Genomic DNA, 18,425 nt, shown 5'->3' with positions numbered 1-18,425 from the left:
AAATGTACAGCCTAGATGTTAACTTTCTTAAAGACCGGCCAGCATTCCAGAAAAAGCCAGAGAGAAAGGGAGGAATAGGTCTAAAATTTCCTACGGGGGATTTGACACTACTGTATGTGGGAGTTGCAGTAGGTATAGGTCTTCCGGCTTTATTAGGAGTTAGTTGGTGGTTGCTGCAAGGGAAGATTGTTGAATTAGATGGTCAGATTGCACAATTAGATCAAGAAAGCAAGAGGTTAGATACAGAAATAGGAAATATTAACAAAATCAAAGCCGAGGCAAACGCAATTAAAGGGGAAACCCAAGCTTTAGTAACTGTATTTGACCAGATTCGTCCTTGGTCAGCAATGCTGCAAGATTTGCGCGATCGCATCCCAACGGCAGTGCAAATCGAGAACATCAAGCAAATTCCACCCATTGCAGTAGCAGCAGGTCAGCCACCAAATAATCCCGCCGGGGGATTAGAAATTAACGGATTGGCTCGTTCCTTTAATGATGTCAATGATTTCTTATTGAGTTTACAACAATCTCAGTTTTTGAAGCCCACAGAAACCAGAATTCTCACAGCAACGTTAGTAGAGGCTCCCTTAACAGCAAGTGCGAGTCAATCTTCTAATGATGTAATTATTAAGCCACCTCAAGTAGTTAAATACACTATTCAATCGAGCATGAACGACGTTCCAGCGTCGGAATTAATTCGAGAGTTAGAAAAAAAAGGCACAGTGGGGTTAGTAACTCGAATTCGTAATATGCAACAAACAGGAGTCATTTCAAAATGACGCTGAGTGATGATTTAAATTTTGCCGAACAAGGTGGGGAATTCGATCAGGCAACACCAGCCTCACCTGTGGTATTTGGTATTGCTTTCACACCAAAAATTATTGGGATCTTAGTGGGGGTAATCGGTTTAGCGGGAGCAGGTTATATATTATTAAACCTGCTGATGCCAGCTTGGGAAAGCTATCAGCAGCAGCAAGCCAAAAGCACTGAACTGCAAGGGCAAATTGAGCAAAAAAAAGCCAATATCAAACAGATTGACAAAGTTAAAGACGAACTAGCACAGGCAAAGCAGCAAAAAGTTCAGGTTTTAAGTTTATTTGCTAACGAAAAAACCTTAGATACATTACTGTTGGATTTGAACCGCTTAATTGAGTCTGGCAATAGTGCAACTTCTATTAATGCAGTAAGAGCCAAACTGAAAAAATATGTGCCGATTTCCCAAAAACCAGAACCGATTGTCGATGGAAGTCTAGGACTAGGGGTTGACGGCAAGCTGCAACGCAGTACTATCAGCGCTGAAATTACAGCAACTTATGAACAAACACAATCGATAATTCGTAACATTGAGCGGTTACAGCCTTTGTTAATAGTTAAAGATTATCAAGCAACTTTGGCTCCAGCAGAGACAAGATCCCCATTAGATAAAACGCCGATGCAGGTAGGCCCAGCAGCGATTAATACATCATTCCAGTTACAGGTATTGATGCCACTTAGTCCAGAAGAAATAGCCGCAGCAGCGAAAGCTGCCCCGAAAAAGTAGTCACATTAGAGCTAGGACGAATAGAATTAGCGGCTACACAAGCGTAGACAAACCTTCCCGCAGACTAAGGAAATAATTGAGGGTTTTGAAACTCACGTTCGCCGTTGGCGTTTTTGCAGGGTAGGTGGGTAAAGTCTCGTGTAGTCAAAGCGCTGTCTTCTCACACAGGAAGAGGCTAGCGCCAATGGGGTTTCCCCATAAGCAATTGGCGTGCGGTTTCTAACCGCCTAATCAAAATTGTATGTAAACAGGGTTTTATAAGGTGAGGAATGAACTGTGAAACAGCTTCACGGTAATAGTTTTATTTTAGGTACTGCCGCTTTTGTATTTTTGGCGGCTCAACCAGTTTTGGCACAAATTAGTCAAGTTACTGATGTCAAGTTAAATCCAGTTAATGGTGGAATTAGCGTTGCTTTGAAAACTTCTTCTGGGTCGCGCCCCCAAGTTTTCACTACGAAAAGAGGCAAGGCTTTAGTCGCTGATGTTATCAACACTCAATTACGATTACCACAAGGTAATAGTTTTCGTCAAGATAACCCAGCACCAGGAATTGCATCTGTTGAGGTTAGTCAGCTTGATGCTAATAGTATTCGGGTGACGGTAACTGGCAGCAACGATGCACCTGGCAGTCAACCTGTGATGCGATCGCCAAATGGAATTACACTCAGCTTTAGCCCTTCAACAGGTACTACAGCATCAGTGCCAATGCCAACAGCCCCAACAGCCCCAACATCCACAGCACCACCTGTTACGACTCCAGCCCAACCTGGTCAAAATCCAGGTGTTCTTGTTCCTAACCCGCAAGTCACCATTGACGGACAACCTGCACAAGCTGCTGGACCAGGTCAACCTCTAAGTCAGGCTCCACCGTTCTTACCTCGAGCCGTCGCCCCACCAGTGGGAGATATTGCTATTTCGGCTACCGATGCTTCTCCTAGCACCGTTGACTTAGCAACTCAGGAACGTGTGCCTCGTCTAGTACTGCGAGATGCCCCAGTACGTGAGGTTTTATCATTGCTTGCTCGTGCTGCTGGTTTGAACTTGGCTTACGTCGGAGGTGAGCAAGCTGGTGGAGGACAGGCAGGTGGCGGTGCTAATGCACCAGCAGTTTCTCAAACAATCTCGCTAGATATAGAAAATGAGCCAGTGCAAGATGTATTTAACTACGTTTTGCGCCTGAGTGGTTTAGAAGCTAACCGCAGCGGTCGTACAGTTTTTGTCGGAGCCAAACTACCTAATGCGACCCGTGACATGGTTATGCGTAGTATGCGACTCAATCAGGTCACGGTAGGAGTCGCCCTGAATTTTTTGGTCGCCTTGGGAGCAGAAAGTGCCGTCAGCCGCGAACGACAAGTTACTAGCGTTAGTGCCATAGCTGTGGGTAATGCGGCTGCTCCCATCACCCAAACTCAGACGACTACAGAAACCCAAGTTCAACCTCTACGCGTTGATTTTAAAGACTCTAGCCCATTATTAAGAGGTTTACAGGCATTAGGAGACGAGCGCACCAATTCCCTGACCTTAATTGGCCCTCCTAGACTGATTGAGATTGCGATGGCTCAACTAACTCAGCTTGATATCCGCCGTCGTCAAGTGGTAGTCAACGTCAAGATTATTGATGTCAACCTCTCGAACATTCAGGATTACAACACTAGCTTTTCTTTTGGGGTTGGTAACAATTACTTTAGCAATGATGGTGGTGTCGCCTCTCTGAATTTTGGCGGTGCTAGACCAGCTACTAGTGCTGAAGCAAGAAATAGCTTGACTAGTACACCGATCATCAATAATGTCGCTAGCACTATTACATCACCATATCGGTTTACCAAAAGTCTTCTCGCTAGTTTGAAGGCTCAGGTTACAAATGGCAACGCCAAAATTTTGACCGACCCAACCTTAATTGTCCAAGAAGGTCAACAGGCTCTGGTGAATCTGACTCAAGAAGTAGTGGGAAATATAACCCTGGAAACAACGGATACTTCTGGTGGTTCTAGGACAGAAAGAACAATTGAGAAACAAAAAGTTGGCTTAACTTTGAGTGTAAAAATTGAGCGGATTGACGATAACGGGTTCGTTTCTCTATCGGTTGCTCCTACTGTCAGCGCTCCTTCCGCCTCACAAGATACAGGAAATGGACAAATCATTTTAGTGTCTGAGCGCTCCCTTACTTCTGGCTTAATTCGCTTACGAGATGGTCAGACACTAATCCTAAGTGGTATTATTCAAGACCAAGACCGGACAGCTGTCTCCAAAATTCCTATCTTAGGCGATCTCCCACTGATTGGTTCGCTATTTAGAAGTACAAACCGACAGAACCAGCGTCAAGAGGTAATTGTCTTGCTTACACCTCAGATTATGGACGACTCTGAGAACTCCTCCTACGGCTATAACTACGCCCCTAGCCCTGAAGTGCGGCAAATCCTTGAGCGTCGTGGGTTGAAGGTTCCTGGCAGGTAATTAAAGATAATGAGTAAGTGAGTCACCTTTGCTAAAGGCTCAGATCCCCAACTTCTTTAAGAAGTTGGGGATCTTCTTGTTCACAGAACTTGGCTCGATTGCCGTTCAGCCTTAACTGTAATATTAAGGGGTACAGTACCGGAAAAGGTTTGTTGCGGAGAACTAAACTATGGTGGCGATAACAACATCCGCAGAAAATAGGGTTGTACTGCAAAGCATCACTTGGCAGACATTTAAAACCATGCTGGCTGAAATGGGTTCAGAGCGAAACTCCCGATTTGCTTATGACAATGGAACGATAGAAATTGTGACCCCACAAATGCCACACGAAAACTCAAATCGCTTAATAGAAGTTTTTGTTGGTGTATTGTGCGAAGAGTTGGGCTGGGAAATTAAACGCACTGGTTCGCTAACTTTAACGCGAGATGATTTAGAGAAGGGAGCCGAGCCAGACAGTAGCTACTACATTCAAAATGAAGCCCTAGTTCGAGATAAAGAAAATATTGATATAGCTATCGACCCACCCCCAGACCTGTTACTCGAGGTGGAATATTCCAGGTCTGCAATAGACAAGCTGAGGCTTTATGCTGCAATGGGAGTTCCCGAATTTTGGCGTTATAACGGCAGTGTGTTGAGAGTTTACACGGTTGCAGGTGGACAATATTCAGAAGTTCAAACCAGCCCTACTTTTGCGTCTGTGTCGGTGAAGGAGATTCCTCGGTTTATTCAAGAAGCTAAAAAGAATGGGGAAATTGCTACTACCCGTGCTTTTCGGGCTTGGGTGCAACAAAAAATTTCTGTTAGGGATTGACATCACTTGGCATGAATGCGCGGATATTCAACAGCCACAGACTCAAGGGGTTTCAGCATTTATTCTTACAAGGGTTTGTTGAGTGCCTGCGTTCGTCATAATACTAGGTCGAAGCAAGCTACACGTAATAAACGTACCAGAAGAAGTTGTGGCAGCGTAGTTTACCGCCGTAGGCATCGCCACCATAAATGTTAAGAAAGATGTGACTAATGAATAGCTTTGTAGCGGAGAAGCTTTAACTTTTGCCCATTCCCTACTAAAGAAGCTTGCTATGGGGTTAAATTTCGCATTGGATTTTCCACATCAGATGAAAAGTGAGTAAAATCTCCGACTTTTTAGAGAAATCGGGAATCTGAGCCTTCAATTTCCATAAAAATTGCTTAATCTCAGCAATAACTCTTCAACATCGGTAATGAATGCCAACAAACATTGACCATCTCCCACCTCCCCACTCCCTGTTTTCTTGGCAATTGCGGGATTTACTAGGTATTTTTTCCTACTTTTGGGGTGGTTTTTAGTGGAATAAGTACTCTAAAATTACAAAAAATCCTGAAATCTATATAAATTAATGGTTTCATCTATCCACATCAGGCTACAACACCTTAGAATGATTCATTGAAAAGTCGAGCCGATGGGATGTACAGCCGTTTTGAGTAAAAATACTCCCAAAGGATGATTTTTGTATTTCTGCGAACAAAGATTCCCGTACAGATGTATGAATTTACATCCGTAAAAAATCTCAAGTAAACCTTCAGGAGTTTGACATGAACAAAGGTGAATTAGTTGATGCCGTAGCTGAAAAGGCTAGTGTTACCAAGAAACAAGCGGATGCAGTCTTAACTGCCGCTTTGGAAACGATTATTGAAGCGGTTTCCTCTGGTGATAAGGTGACATTGGTGGGATTTGGCTCATTTGAATCACGGGAACGTAAAGCCCGTGAAGGTCGCAACCCGAAAACAAATGAAAAAATGGAAATTCCAGCGACGAGGGTTCCTGCTTTCTCCGCAGGAAAACTTTTTAGAGAAAAGGTAGCACCCCCAAAAGCATAGGTTCTGTCTTCGGGAACCCTTTTTTAATGCGGCAACCTGCACACGGGGGAAATTTAGCCTGGGCAGCAGCACTGGCTGGCTGTCCCCCTGATGCTATTCTGGATTTTTCTGCTAGCATCAGCCCGTTGGGGCCTCCAAATAGCGCGATCGCTGCTATTAAGTCCCAAATTGGTAATCTTAAGCACTATCCAGACCCAAATTATAGTGAACTGAGACTAGCTCTCAGTCACTTCCATCAATTGCCGTTTGAGTGGATTCTGCCGGGTAACGGCTCCGCAGAATTACTTACTTTAATCGGTAGGGAATTAGCTCAATTAGCCGCGACAATTTTAATCACTCCAGCCTTTGGCGACTACTACCGAACCTTGGCAGCGTACAACGCTAATGTGCTGGAGTGTCCTTTATCATTGGTGAGCCAGTGCCATCTTCTCCCAAGGGGAGACGCCAAGGGCGATAGCGCAGCGTTAGCGAGTCCGCGAGCGTCTGGGGGTTTCCCCCATGAGCAACTGCGAACCCGAAGGGTCACTGCCCATTGGTCATTATTCCTTGACAAAGGACAGAGGACAAAGGACAAAGGACTATTGCTGAATAATCCGCACAACCCAACCGGAAAACTATTTACACGGGACTCTATTTTGCCCTACCTGGAGCAATTTGCTTTGGTTGTGGTGGATGAAGCATTTATGGATTTCGTGCCGCCTAATGAGGAACAAAGCCTGATTCCGGTGGTGCAGGAATATCCAAATTTAGTAGTATTGCGATCGCTGACCAAATTTTACAGTCTCCCAGGACTGCGATTAGGATATGCGATCGCACATCCTGACTGCCTAGTTAAATGGCAGCTATGGCGAGATCCTTGGCCTGTAAACACGCTAGCGGCAGCAGCGGCAATTGCAGCACTCCAGGATACGGAGTTTCAGCAGCAAACCTGGGCATGGCTACCACCTGCACGAAACCAACTGTTTCAGGGTTTAGCTGAAATCCCAAAATTTCAACCCCAAGCAAGTGCTGCTAACTTTTTACTGGTTGAGTCCCAAGAATCTACTTCCCAGTTACAGCAACAATTACTCAAGTATCACCAGATTTTAATCCGCGATTGCCTTAGTTTTAAAGAACTAGGCGATCGCTTTTTCCGGGTTGCTGTACGTGAAGAGTCCGATAACCAACGCTTACTAACAGCGCTAAAAGAGAGTTAGGAGTTATAAGTTATAAGTTAGGAGTTATAAGTTAAAAAAGGATTTTAATTCTTAACTGCTAATTCCTAACTCTTAATTTTTAATTCCTAACTCTTAACTCTTAACTCCTAACTCTAATCTAAATTCACGTGACCGTTGACTACGATGTTGTAATTATTGGTGGCAGCCTTGCTGGATACTATGCTGCACTTGCTGCAACCCAACTACGTGCTACAGTTGCCCTGGTACAACCCAAAGTAGACTACGGGTTTACTCATCACCATGCTCTTACCGAAATTGGTAAACTAGCGCAGAAGTTGAAGGATGCGGCTGGTTTTGGTATTCATGCCACACACACTGATACCCCAGAAGAATGCCATATCTCTATGGCATGGCAAGAAGCGATGCTGTATGCTCAATGCGTCGCCTCAAATCTCCAAGAACATCATTCCCCAGCCATCCTAGCCGCACAGGGAGTCGATGTCATCGTTGGCAGTGGTCAATTTCAATCTTCACCCCAATTGGCTTTTGCCGTTAACAATCGCCTACTACGCGCCCGTACTTATTTGCTGGCTAGTGGTTCGCGTCCAGAAATTCCTGAGATTGAAGGATTACAAGCCACTGGCTATCTAACTCTTTCTAATATTTGGCAATCTTTCCAGGGAACGACATTACCCAAAAATTGGGTAATTATCGGTGGAATTCCCCAAAGCATTGAAATTGCTCAAACTTTAGCAAGGTTTGGTTGCACTGTGACGCTGGTAATCAAGCATCCTTATGTTCTTCCATATCTAGACCCTGAGATAGCCATATTGCTTCAGGCGCAGTTGGAAGTCGAAGGTGTGCGCGTCCTCACTGAAAAACCAGTAACTCAGGTGAGGCTAATTGAAAATAAAAAGTGGATTCAAGCAGGAGATAAGGCTATTGAAACTGATGAAATTTTAGTGGCGACTGGACAACAGCCGAATCTTGAATCCCTAAATTTGGCAACAGTAGGTGTGAAATGGCATCGGCGTAGCTTAGTGGTAAATGATAAACTACAAACCACTAACCACCGCATTTATGCTTGTGGTGATGTAATTGGTGGTTACGACTTTGCCAATATCGCTAATTATGAAGCAAAAATTGCCTTGAACAATGCGCTATTTTTTCCCAGGTTACGAGTAAATTATCCTTCAATTCCTTGGGCGATATTTTCTGTGCCGATGCTGGCGCAAGTGGGTTTGACAGAGGCACAGGCAAAACGCCAATTTCGTCGAGATGAAGTTTTAGTTTTGCGACAATATTTTAAAACAGTGGCAGCAGCCCAACTTCGGGATGAAACCATTGGTATGTGTAAATTAATTGTGCTACGCAATGGGGAAATTTTGGGAGCTTCTATATTGGGGGCAGAAGCTGGAGAATTAATTAATTTGATTGCCTTGGCAATATCACAAAAAATTAAAGTCAAACATCTAGCAAATTTATCTCCTACCTATCCCAGTTTCTCAGAAATTTTGGAACGAACTGCAAGAGAGTGGAGTAAGCAAAAGTTAAATACCAATATTCCTTTGCAAGAGTTTTTAGAAGGCTTCTTCCATTTTTGCCGCAATTGGAATTAGCACTTACACACGGAATTGTCACTATAAAAACTTAAACAAGGTACTGATATAGGACTCCGATTTGATTTCTGAAAACATCCTGAGATTGAAAAGCTTGTTTTATCAAGGTTTTATCTGAAATCTTGTTCAAAAATCAGATATGAGTCCTATATCATTACTCACTTCCACAAGGACACTGCCTTTGCCAATATTGACAGCACCTTGATTGCAAACGCAACGTCATCAGAATTGGGGAGCATCCCTCAAAATTGAGCTTATTATTTTTGTTGAAGTGCAAATTTTAAATCTGTCAACTCTAATTCTCCTCCGGTTGTTGTTAATACTAAATTAATGCCTAAAATACTTTTTCCTGTAGTTGTATAGTTAGTTGGAAGTATTTTCTTGGTCAAATCAAAATTTATAGCACTTCCATATGTTATTTGATATGGTGTTGCTTTATCGCCAAGTAAAAATGATGTGATAGCTACTCGTGCTGGTGCTTTCTTTACTACACCTTTTAAAGCTAAAGGCACAAGCCTAAATTGCTTTTGAGTATTAGAGGTATCAATTCTAACGATACATCTAGCCCTTGACGATTGTGCCTTTACAGTTATAGGAGCGCGAAGCGTAAACTGATTTATTTGCGGATTGAAGCTTATATTACATCCTCTATTAACCGAAAATCGTGGCTGGTTGTTTACTGGAGCAGCAGTGCTAGATGAATTGGCACCATAACAGAAAAAAAACAAGCACATTAATATGAAAAAATTACGTGCATCACTCAATCTCAACATAACTTCCTCTCCATCAACAGAAATTTGTAATTTTAAAGAAGAATACATTTGGTAGATTCAATGAGTGAGGGATTTAGACCCACCACTCATTGAAGACCACTAAATTTTGAATTTGGTGCGGTGTATCACCATCTATCCCCTGAATCGCTAAAAGCACCTACTAGCAACGCTTTAGGTCAAAACGAAGTATCACATCCCCAGCATTGATATCGGCTGTATCAACGAAAATAGAACTTCCTCGTGAGGATTGTGCAATCAGATTAATACCTAATAGTCCTTGCCCACCACCACTACATAAACCTGTAGCAGCTACAACAGTAATGTTATCTTGCTCCGCAAATGCCTTACTCCCTGTAAACTTGGTAGTTTTAGAGGGAGCTACGGCTTGACCAAGAGCACCACCACTAAAGCTATAAGTTCTGTTTAAGCTGGTACCTTTACTCCCTCTATCAATATCAGTAGTTCCTTGGTACAGTACTTGTACATCTTGGACGATGAAACCACTCGGAATAAAAGTTTGAACGCGTAAAATACACCTTTTACGGTCACCACTGAATGCACTAAAGTTATCCAAGACGATCGATAAGCTTCTACCATCCTCTCCAGGAAGCTGCTCGTCAACACTACATCCGCCAGACGCGAGTGCATCTCCAAAAGTAATACTAGGCTCTTGAGCCAAAGCCTTGGTCGCGATCGCGTTGAGTCCAAGAATTGTAGATATAGAGAGTAATACACCAAATTGTTTAAAGTTCATATTGAATGTACCTATGTTGCTAGAGTTGTTTTTTGATGAAAAATGCATTCAGAAGCCAGAAGGTACGAGGTATGAAGGCAATTTTGCTTTAATCCCACGCTTAAAAGCATGAGATTGAAGCAAAGATGCTTTGTGTCTGGCGTTACATATCTCGACACAATTTTGTTCTAGTAGTGGGCAATCACCCACAACTAAAGTTTTGATTGATACTTACAGGCTTCTGCCTTCTTCAATTGTGGGAAATCCTTTCAGGTATGCTTTGACAATTCCTGCTCAATCAGAAAAGGAAGCATAACGGTATATCGCTGGAGTTAATAGAAAGAAGATGGAAATCAAGTTACAAGATGTATTCTTGCTGTATGTCCATGTGGGGAAGATCATATAGTTGTCTCTATCAACAAATATGTGTTCTGGATCACAGATATCTTGTGTTTACAAACACTGCCAACTTCAAAATAGTAGTATTGTAGTATGAAGGAGCAGTACTCCAAAGTTAGGTGCTAAAAATTAAAGGTATAAATTACCGATTTAATAGTGCGATACCGATAGCGCAACGTTAGTGAGCCGTCGAACGTCATAGCCCGCCGCAGACATCGCAGTGAAATAGCTGTTTTTATTGAGAATCTTTGTGAGCGACTGCAATTCTAGTCTTAGACAGGGAACGAAGTAATTGGGAGTGCCTTAAAAATTTGCATGAAAATCCAAACTACTCCCGCCGCTGTTAGAGGTACGCTGAGATTATCTGTGCCGTGGGGCGAGACTGCCTCTGCTAGAGTTGCGAAAGTAGCAGTTACTACTGCCGTCAAAAAGGCCCAACCTAAACTTAAAGGCGTTGCTAGGGGACTCAGCGACGAACCAGGTAGCAGTAACAGCACCAAGAAAATTACTACTGTACTTGCTATAAACATTACTGCTGAACCTTCCCAGGAGCGTACAGAACTTCCCACTTGGTATTTATGTTGCCCAAAACGTTTACCGATTAATGCTGCTAGTGCGTCACCCCAGGTCATTGCCATTATCCCAGCTACAGCGATCGCAACGCTATCTACTGGCCCATCTGGTCGCCACAGTAGCCCGAACAGCAGTGTCACTGAGATAGCGAAATAAACTGTGCCGGGTGAGCTATCTTGGGTATCCATTGCGCCGATGATTCGGTAGCGGTAAAACAAGTAGTTCAGTCCGATAAAGGTTGCAAAAGGTATAATTCCGATTTCCCAATTCTTAAACAGTAACAGGACTCCGAAAGCCCACATCCCTGCACCAATATGGATTACCTTGCGGGTCAAATCCGGCTTTACACCAAATAGCCTACGTAGTCCCTCGCCAATCACAAGCAGACTGATAGCGTAAACATAAGAAATTGCTAGCCCGATAAAATCATTTGTCATTTGTCATTTGTCATTTGTCATTGGGAAAAGAACTACAGAAAGCTGCCCGTCTGCGTTGCTGGTTCACTTAGGTCGATCGCTATTTCGTCTAAAGTTCTTTTCTACTGACGAAACGCTACCAATACCTTGAAGAATACCACGACCGATTAAACCTAAACCCCGACCAACTATTTGGGTAAGGATAAAAACTATACCGCTACCGAAAACAGCTAATAGTGATTTTAAACGCGGTGCGATCGCATCACTAAATTCTAGGAGCAATGTCACTATTAAGGGAATATTGGAAAGTTTTACTAACTCCTGATTTCGAGGGGCATAAACTGAAGTAGTGGCAATGCCACGAGGCGCAATTACAAATAGCTCATAACGACTTTCAAAAACTGCTTTTGGCTCGTTTATATAATTTTTTAATCTATATTTCCACGATAAATCATTTCTAAATCGTTCAATTTCTCTTGTAGAAATCAATTGGCGTCCATAAAAGTTTTGCTTAATCTCTTCTACATCTGCTAAATAATTTAACAGTGGTTGCACTACTCCATTCGCTACTTGAATCAATAAGTTCTCTAAAAGCATCAGTGCTTGAGACTTGGCTTCAGGGCTAACTACTGGATATGAACTATTATCAATGTTCAATTCTGTTTGAAATAAAAGATAAGAATACAACTCACAAAATAGCGGGATTTTTTGAAGAATATCTCTTTGCACAACCTCTGTATTTCGTAGCAACAACTTAACAACTTCTATATTTTGATTAGCTACTTTTATCCGAGAAAACTTCCCAAAAAATTCTATTATCCCTACTTGCCATAAATCGCGTATTAAGGTATTTTTTAACTCATATAATTGATTTATCTCTATTTGAGAAGCACGCAACTGATCTAACTGCTCGGACAATTTTTGTAGGATCAGATAAAGTAATTCACGTTTTTTATCTTCACGAAAGATATCAATTTCTAAAGGTATATCTGTGAGATTTATTAAAGGAAATTGAAGTTTAGTAACGCAAGATGTAAACAAGGCAGATTGTAGGGTTCCCGGACTAAGTAAAGGTGATAGGGTTTGTCTTTGTTGAATGCTTAATGAAGGAGTCACAGGCGGCTCATCAGCAACCGGAATCTGTTCCTCTTGCCTTTCTTGTGGTAAAATCAACAACCGATTTAGCAACCAACGAGCCGCTAGCAGTTCTCGCCGCTGTCCAGCTAGAATTGCTCGATCTAGTACTGGCAGTCCGGGAACTTGTAATTGTGCTGTTACTGCGGCTAGGGTAGCATCAATGTTAGCAATTCCTGACAAACGTAAATTATTTCGCAGTTTAGAGAAAGGGAGAGGAAAGGAGTTAGGAGTTAGGAGTGAGGAGTTAGGAGTTGTGATTGCTTCTGTGTCCTGCAACCAGTAAGAACCACCATCTGCAACTTCTTGCATGGCGGCGACTAACTCAGGAAGTGGTGTACCTTTGGGGCAGTAGCCATTTACACCAACAGATTTCGCCGCCAATAGCATTCCTTGTTCTTGAATAGAACTGAGAAGTAGGATTGGTAGGTTGGGATATAAGCCTCTAAGTTGCCGACAGAATTGTAAACCTAGCTGTTGACTGGTGGTACGACCATTACCGAATTCTAAAACTACCAAATTTACTTGGTTAGGGTCTTTTTCAGCAATTTCTGCTAAAATTTTCAAGGCAACGGTGTCAGTTTCTACAACTGCGATCGCTTCCAGGTTAGGAATCGCTTCTAAAGCTACCCGTAATCCCAAACGAAAAATCGGGTCTTGGTCGATTAACAATAATTTTAAAGGGCGATCGCTCATAATCCACTCAATTAGATCGGCACTGTTTTTTACCAATCAGAAAACAACTTTTATACAAAACTTTGTCTTCCCCATTGTCACCTGTTTTCGCAAACTGATAAATCGATCGTAATTGCCATAAACAGCTTTCACTGTGTGATTAAATGAACTTGAGTATTCGGCACTGGTTGGCAGAACGCCATATCGCAATCAATCAAATCAGAGAGTTTTCTGAGGGGCAATTGGCAGGTATTGCCTACCGTATTGTTCAGGATATGGAACTCAAAAGCCTGATGCCTTTTGATATCTGTACCTTGGTAGAGGTTTTAGAACTGCCCTTAAGTATTGTTTGGGAAGAAATCAGTGTCATTTCGTTGTTGACAGAAAAACTTTTGCGTAGCCTCAGCCAAAAAAAACCGTTAAAACGTAACGAAGGAACGTGGCTAGCGTTTCAAATTGCCTATCTCCAAGGTTTGCAGGCAATTCTAGAGCAGGAAGCAAGCTTAAAAAAACCGTGGTTAGACCGGGCAATTATACCCATACAACCACACACACTTAAAGAAGAGGTGGGTAAATTCATCCTCGAAGATTCGCAATTACAAGGATTATTGAAAACCCTCAGCCCAGGTAAATTGACTGATACTCAAGCAGAACAAGCACTGTCTTCGGTTGCAGATTCATTACTGGTGCAACAAATAAATAATGCTGCTATCGCTTGGTTAGTTGCCAATGGTGCAGAGGAACTAGAAGCGAAACTTCTAACACAGCGTTTAGTCAACTCACTTCCTGGTGACATATTGGTAGTCGTCACCGAGAATGCTGCACCTTTAGCCCAACTGCAAAAATTTTTCCGTTTGGGGATTTCATTATCTCCCAGTTTCATCACCCCAGAAGTTGGTTCTACAGTCAGTGAAAAAATTGATTTGCACCGAGAACATTACCGTGCAAGTTTGATTAAAAACCTCAGTATCCCTTTGCTGATGGAATCCTTTGCTCTTAAGGATATCTATGTGGCACAAAAAGGCTTACCAATAGAGGAAAATATTTCTGAGCAGGATAAAAAAACTGTTAAACCAGTTGACTTAAAAACATGGGCACAGCAACAGCTAACTGATTTAGAAACAATCGCTGTCATTGAGTCAGAACCGGGTTATGGAAAAACTAGTTTTTGCCAACTTTGGGCAGCAGAGGTAGCACAAGAATTGTACCCTACTTGGATGCCTATAGTAATTAGGTTGCGAGATGTACAATATGGTAAAACTTTAATCGAAACCCTAAATTCTGCCTTTGGTGTCAATCTTTCAACTTGGTTAGAGCAAGAAAATCTCCCTTGTCTGTTGCTGCTGGATGGTTTGGATGAATTACCCCATTCTGCTCATAGGATCGGGGCACAAGCAATTTTTATTCAGCAATTACTGAACTTTCAATCTCAGCACCGCCACAAAATTGTGTTGACAAGTCGTTCAACGACTTTACCAGAAATCGTCTCGGAACTACCGCTATTGTTGAGGCGAATTATTATTCAGCCATTGGATGTGGACGAATTCAAGCAATGGTTTCAACAGTGGGCAAAAGTGCAATCATTACCCATTGCTCAAAATTTCTTTACATTATTAAAACAGGCAGGGTTATTTAACAGCCAATCAAAGTTAAGCGAATTATCTCCCCTTATCCGTCAACCCCTAATGCTGCATTTGTTGGGCCTCTTGCACCGCGAGGGATTGCTAGATGATGAACTATTGCAGTTAGCAGCTAATACCCAAAAGTCTTTTCTGTTATGGGAAATTCATCATCGCCTGAGTAGATGGTTGTTGGGTTATCCGCTAATTGGTGGGATCAAGACGATGCTACTACGTTCAGGAACGGCTCATATTCATCGGACTCCAGAAGCGATCGCTAATTTACTCGCTAATCGTCATCCCCAAGATTTAGTTGAGCAGATGCAAGCGATCGCTCTCAAAATTTTACACTCGCAACGTCATCAAATTAATGTGGCTGGTGAATTTAATTCTTTACCAGCGTTTTATTTTAAAATTTGGGATATAGAAAGCGCAGCAAAAAGTAGTTTAATTGAGTTTTCGCATCTCAAGTTAGGAGAATCTCTTTGTGCAGATGCTATTGCTGCCCAACTTAAACTTCTGACTCAGTACCAAGATGAGGCTTATGGTACGCCCACTTTTGTACTCGATCCCAGTAGCGTAGCCCAGAATATTTATAATTTACTAGGTTACGGGATACTTAGCCAAGAAATTGAAGAACTAGCGATCGCCGGATTGCGTCGCCAGCAAAAACACAAATTTTCGTTTGAAGTTTTGTTTCAACGTCTATTATCTTTCTGGCGTGCTTACTGTCAAGGACGTTGGTTAGATGAGGGGATAGCCCACAACGCTTTGACTAATTTTCACGCACTGCAAAACCCTGTGAATGTTGAACAGGTGAATGCTGCGGTGGGACTGAATGTGTTTTTATTGCTTTGTGCTTGCTACCGAGAAACAAAAATTCCATTTTGGCCTTGTGGGAATCCAGTCAATTTAACAGAATTCAACCCAGAGGTGCTGAGTGTGCTAATTGCTAGAACAACGGTTTTGCATAAAAGCGCTTTTGCAACCCGAATCAAGTCTCTGTCTGGACTCAATTTATCGGGAGCCTCTTTATCGCAAGTGATGTTAACTGGGGTGAGTCTTGAGCAAACAAATTTATCTAATGCGGAGTTAACAGGGGCGAATTTGGCTGGAGCCAATTTGCAACAGGCTAACCTCGCAGGTGCGAACTTACAAAACGCCAACCTCACAGGCGCAAACCTACAACAGGCAAACCTCACAGGCGCAAACCTGCAACAGGCAAACCTGATGGGGACAAATCTTAATTCTGCCGATCTCACCAACGCCTGCTTATTTGACGCCATCGTTGCTGCGACTGACAAAAAATTGGCCGCTGATAATGGAGCCATGTTCTCTAAAGAAATGTTTCAAAAACTAAAACATTTGCGATCGCAGCAACCCTTCTTAAACACCGTGAAAATCACCCCAAACACAAACGTCAATTGGAACAAAACCCCTGCGATCGGACTAATTGAAAGCTGTGAAGGCGCAATTTTGTCAGTAGATTTAGATGATGATGATGCCGATGATGAGACAGTTTTTGGTAATTAATTCGATTGGTGAATAGGGAATAGGGCATTGGGCATTGGACATTGGACACAATAGGCAGAGGTGCAAAGGGGCAGAGGGGAAAACTTACTGCAACTTTTTCTTTGCTCCCCTGCTCCCCTGCTCCCCTGCTCCCCTGCTCCCCTGCTCCCCTGCTCCCCACTATCCCTCCTGCGGATTGCGGTAGCCAAAAAAGTTAATACTGTACTCAGTAATCCGCACTCCTGTTTCTTCTTCAATTTTGCGGATCAAATCTTCTGGTAGTTCCACATGAACATCAAGAATTTGATTTGTATCCACACAGTTTATATGACTGTGAGAGTCACTGATATTGCCGTACAAACGCCCATCACAGCGTTCAATACACTCAATGATGCCTTGACTGGATAATGCTTCTAAATTTTGATAAACAGAGGTATGGCCGATCTCTTTGCCTTGTTGGTTCAAGCGATCGTAAATCTCTCTTGCAGCAAGATGTTCATTTGCTTGCCAAAGTAATTCCAGAATAAAACGACGCTGACGACTGACGCGCATACCCAGGATTTGACAGCGCTCAAGTGCATCTTCTAAAGAACGAATTGGTCTTGTAGTAATTGTTTGTTTTTGCATATTACAGCTTGTTAACTGTTGAGGGAATTTTCCCATCTAAATGTTTATTGGTTATTTAATATATGCAATGATATTGCACGCTGCTGTTTTACCTGCACTTATGTTTTGGCTTTTGATGCTGTGGAAGTGACAGGTGGCGATAATGATTTTTTTGCTTGTTGACGGCTACTTTGTCAGACCTTAATCTAAAACAAACTCATTACAACTTTAACTTAAATTTGCTGTAAATGTCCACCTTGGGGCAGGCATTGCCTTACCCAAGTAGGCTAATTCTAATGGCGTACCATATTAATCGTGTAGTAATTATTTAGTTAAAGGCGAGTAATTATAGCAACGATCAAAGTAATATTTAATTTTAGTAAAAATCGGTGAAGTGAGTGGCGATAGCCAGTGGCTCATATCAGGGCTAGTAACTGGATGTATATTTGTTATAAATAGCGAAAATTAAGTAAAAGTATCAAATAAATTTAAGCAGTTCAGACTTGTGTCTAAACCTTGTATAGGTTGACGAAATTATCAGCAAAAAAGTATCAGTAAATACTAATTGATTTGTAAAGAAAACTTTGTGCTATTAAAAGTCAATGTAGCGTCAATCCCTGAAAGCTGCTACTGTATATTCTCGATCCTACAGTTGAGCATCAAGAAAGTGGCTGCTGAATCAATGACAATTGCGATCGCACTCAATAATGACTTCATTAACAATCTGGATTTGTCGCCTGCGTCAACGGTGATTGAAAAACTGCTGCAAGATGGGGTTATATCCCATGAACAGCAGCTACGCTTTGATATCAATTACAATCTCGAACCTGGCGATCCACGAGAACTCTCAGAAATTCCAGAGGTGCGCCTGTGGTTTGTGCGCCTAGATGCCAAATACCCCTGGTTGCCATTTTTATTAGATTGGAAAGCTGGAGAATTTGCTCGTTATGCCGCCATGCTTGTACCACACCAGTTTAGTTCCCAAGAAGGTATTCAGTACAATCCTGAAGCCTTAGAGATATTTTTGATGCATAAAATCTTTATCTTAGGCGATTGGCTCAAACAACAGGACATCCCTAGCCTCTCGCGCCTAAAGTCCATGGCCCAAATGCTGGGTTATGAATTAGATGATGCTTTTTTTGGGATATTTTAACAAGAAAGAATTCAGGAGAACGTTAAGCGACTGGAGGATAGCGCAGCGTCTCGTAGAGAGCATCTTGATTCTGATGACAGAATTCAGAATTCTGAATTCTGAATTTTGTATCCTTCTTCACTACTGAATAACCGCAAAATCTAACTGTCACGTCCAGGTTTTGCGGTCATTCAACAAACGCATAACTAGATTGGATATCCAA

The 18,425-nt window shown here is 42.3% G+C and carries 14 protein-coding genes; 9 read left to right on the top strand and 5 right to left on the bottom strand.

Annotation, left to right across the window (positions count from 1 at the left end; translation table 11 throughout):
- Window positions 1–2: 2 nt before the first annotated feature.
- The 7 genes from V7K84_RS20070 to V7K84_RS20040 all read left to right on the top strand — a co-directional run bounded on the left by V7K84_RS20070 (window position 3) and on the right by V7K84_RS20040 (window position 8,630).
- Entirely contained in the window at window positions 3–779 is a 777-nt protein-coding gene (locus tag V7K84_RS20070; protein ID WP_334840569.1) for a PilN domain-containing protein, read from the top strand.
- A complete protein-coding gene (locus tag V7K84_RS20065; RefSeq protein WP_334840567.1) occupies window positions 776–1,540 on the top strand; it encodes a pilus assembly protein PilO in 765 nt (254 codons plus the stop codon). The genes V7K84_RS20070 and V7K84_RS20065 overlap by 4 nt, the downstream gene beginning before the upstream one ends.
- Before the next feature lie 276 nt (window positions 1,541–1,816).
- Window positions 1,817–3,994: an AMIN domain-containing protein gene (locus V7K84_RS20060; protein ID WP_334840566.1), complete on the top strand. Its 2,178-nt coding sequence runs from the start codon at window positions 1,817–1,819 to the stop codon at window positions 3,992–3,994.
- 169 nt (window positions 3,995–4,163) lie between these two features.
- On the top strand, window positions 4,164–4,805 hold the full coding sequence (locus V7K84_RS20055) for a Uma2 family endonuclease (RefSeq protein WP_334840565.1): 642 nt from the start codon (window positions 4,164–4,166) through the stop codon (window positions 4,803–4,805).
- A 764-nt stretch (window positions 4,806–5,569) separates the two neighbouring features.
- Complete coding sequence (locus tag V7K84_RS20050) at window positions 5,570–5,854, top strand: HU family DNA-binding protein (protein WP_010998076.1); 285 nt, start codon at window positions 5,570–5,572, stop codon at window positions 5,852–5,854.
- Between the two features lie 26 nt (window positions 5,855–5,880).
- The gene (cobD, locus tag V7K84_RS20045) at window positions 5,881–7,050 is read left to right on the top strand and encodes a threonine-phosphate decarboxylase CobD (protein WP_334840563.1); all 1,170 of its coding nucleotides are present in this window, start codon (window positions 5,881–5,883) and stop codon (window positions 7,048–7,050) included.
- 128 nt (window positions 7,051–7,178) lie between these two features.
- A complete protein-coding gene (locus V7K84_RS20040; RefSeq protein WP_334840561.1) occupies window positions 7,179–8,630 on the top strand; it encodes a dihydrolipoyl dehydrogenase family protein in 1,452 nt (483 codons plus the stop codon).
- A gap of 257 nt (window positions 8,631–8,887) precedes the next feature.
- Here the strand turns inward: V7K84_RS20040 and V7K84_RS20035 are convergent, their stop codons facing one another.
- From V7K84_RS20035 to V7K84_RS20020, 4 genes are all read right to left on the bottom strand, one after another.
- Window positions 8,888–9,451: a hypothetical protein gene (locus V7K84_RS20035; RefSeq protein ID WP_334840559.1), complete on the bottom strand. Its 564-nt coding sequence runs from the start codon at window positions 9,449–9,451 to the stop codon at window positions 8,888–8,890.
- A 112-nt stretch (window positions 9,452–9,563) separates the two neighbouring features.
- The gene (locus V7K84_RS20030; protein WP_334840558.1) at window positions 9,564–10,157 is read right to left on the bottom strand and encodes a DUF4360 domain-containing protein; all 594 of its coding nucleotides are present in this window, start codon (window positions 10,155–10,157) and stop codon (window positions 9,564–9,566) included.
- 650 nt (window positions 10,158–10,807) lie between these two features.
- Window positions 10,808–11,545, bottom strand: a complete 738-nt coding sequence (locus tag V7K84_RS20025) for a diacylglycerol/polyprenol kinase family protein (protein WP_334840557.1) — start codon at window positions 11,543–11,545, stop codon at window positions 10,808–10,810.
- Window positions 11,546–11,608: 63 nt separating this feature from the next.
- A complete protein-coding gene (locus V7K84_RS20020) occupies window positions 11,609–13,354 on the bottom strand; it encodes a DUF3685 domain-containing protein (RefSeq protein ID WP_334840671.1) in 1,746 nt (581 codons plus the stop codon).
- Between the two features lie 143 nt (window positions 13,355–13,497).
- On the opposite strand from V7K84_RS20020, the gene V7K84_RS20015 reads away from it, so the two are divergent.
- A complete protein-coding gene (locus V7K84_RS20015) occupies window positions 13,498–16,485 on the top strand; it encodes a pentapeptide repeat-containing protein (protein WP_334840556.1) in 2,988 nt (995 codons plus the stop codon).
- Window positions 16,486–16,644: 159 nt separating this feature from the next.
- On the opposite strand, the gene V7K84_RS20010 is transcribed toward V7K84_RS20015, so the two are convergent.
- Window positions 16,645–17,091, bottom strand: coding sequence for a Fur family transcriptional regulator (locus V7K84_RS20010; RefSeq protein WP_334815878.1), 447 nt, complete (start codon window positions 17,089–17,091; stop codon window positions 16,645–16,647).
- 661 nt (window positions 17,092–17,752) lie between these two features.
- Between V7K84_RS20010 and V7K84_RS20005 the strand changes: the two genes are divergently transcribed.
- Window positions 17,753–18,223 (top strand): CRR6 family NdhI maturation factor, encoded by a 471-nt coding sequence (locus tag V7K84_RS20005; RefSeq protein ID WP_322660441.1) that lies wholly within the window; start codon window positions 17,753–17,755, stop codon window positions 18,221–18,223.
- Window positions 18,224–18,425 lie beyond the last annotated feature (202 nt).

Source organism: Nostoc sp. (assembly GCF_036917315.1).
Lineage (GTDB): Bacteria > Cyanobacteriota > Cyanobacteriia > Cyanobacteriales > Nostocaceae > Nostoc.
This window is presented reverse-complemented; position numbering and strand designations above follow the sequence as displayed.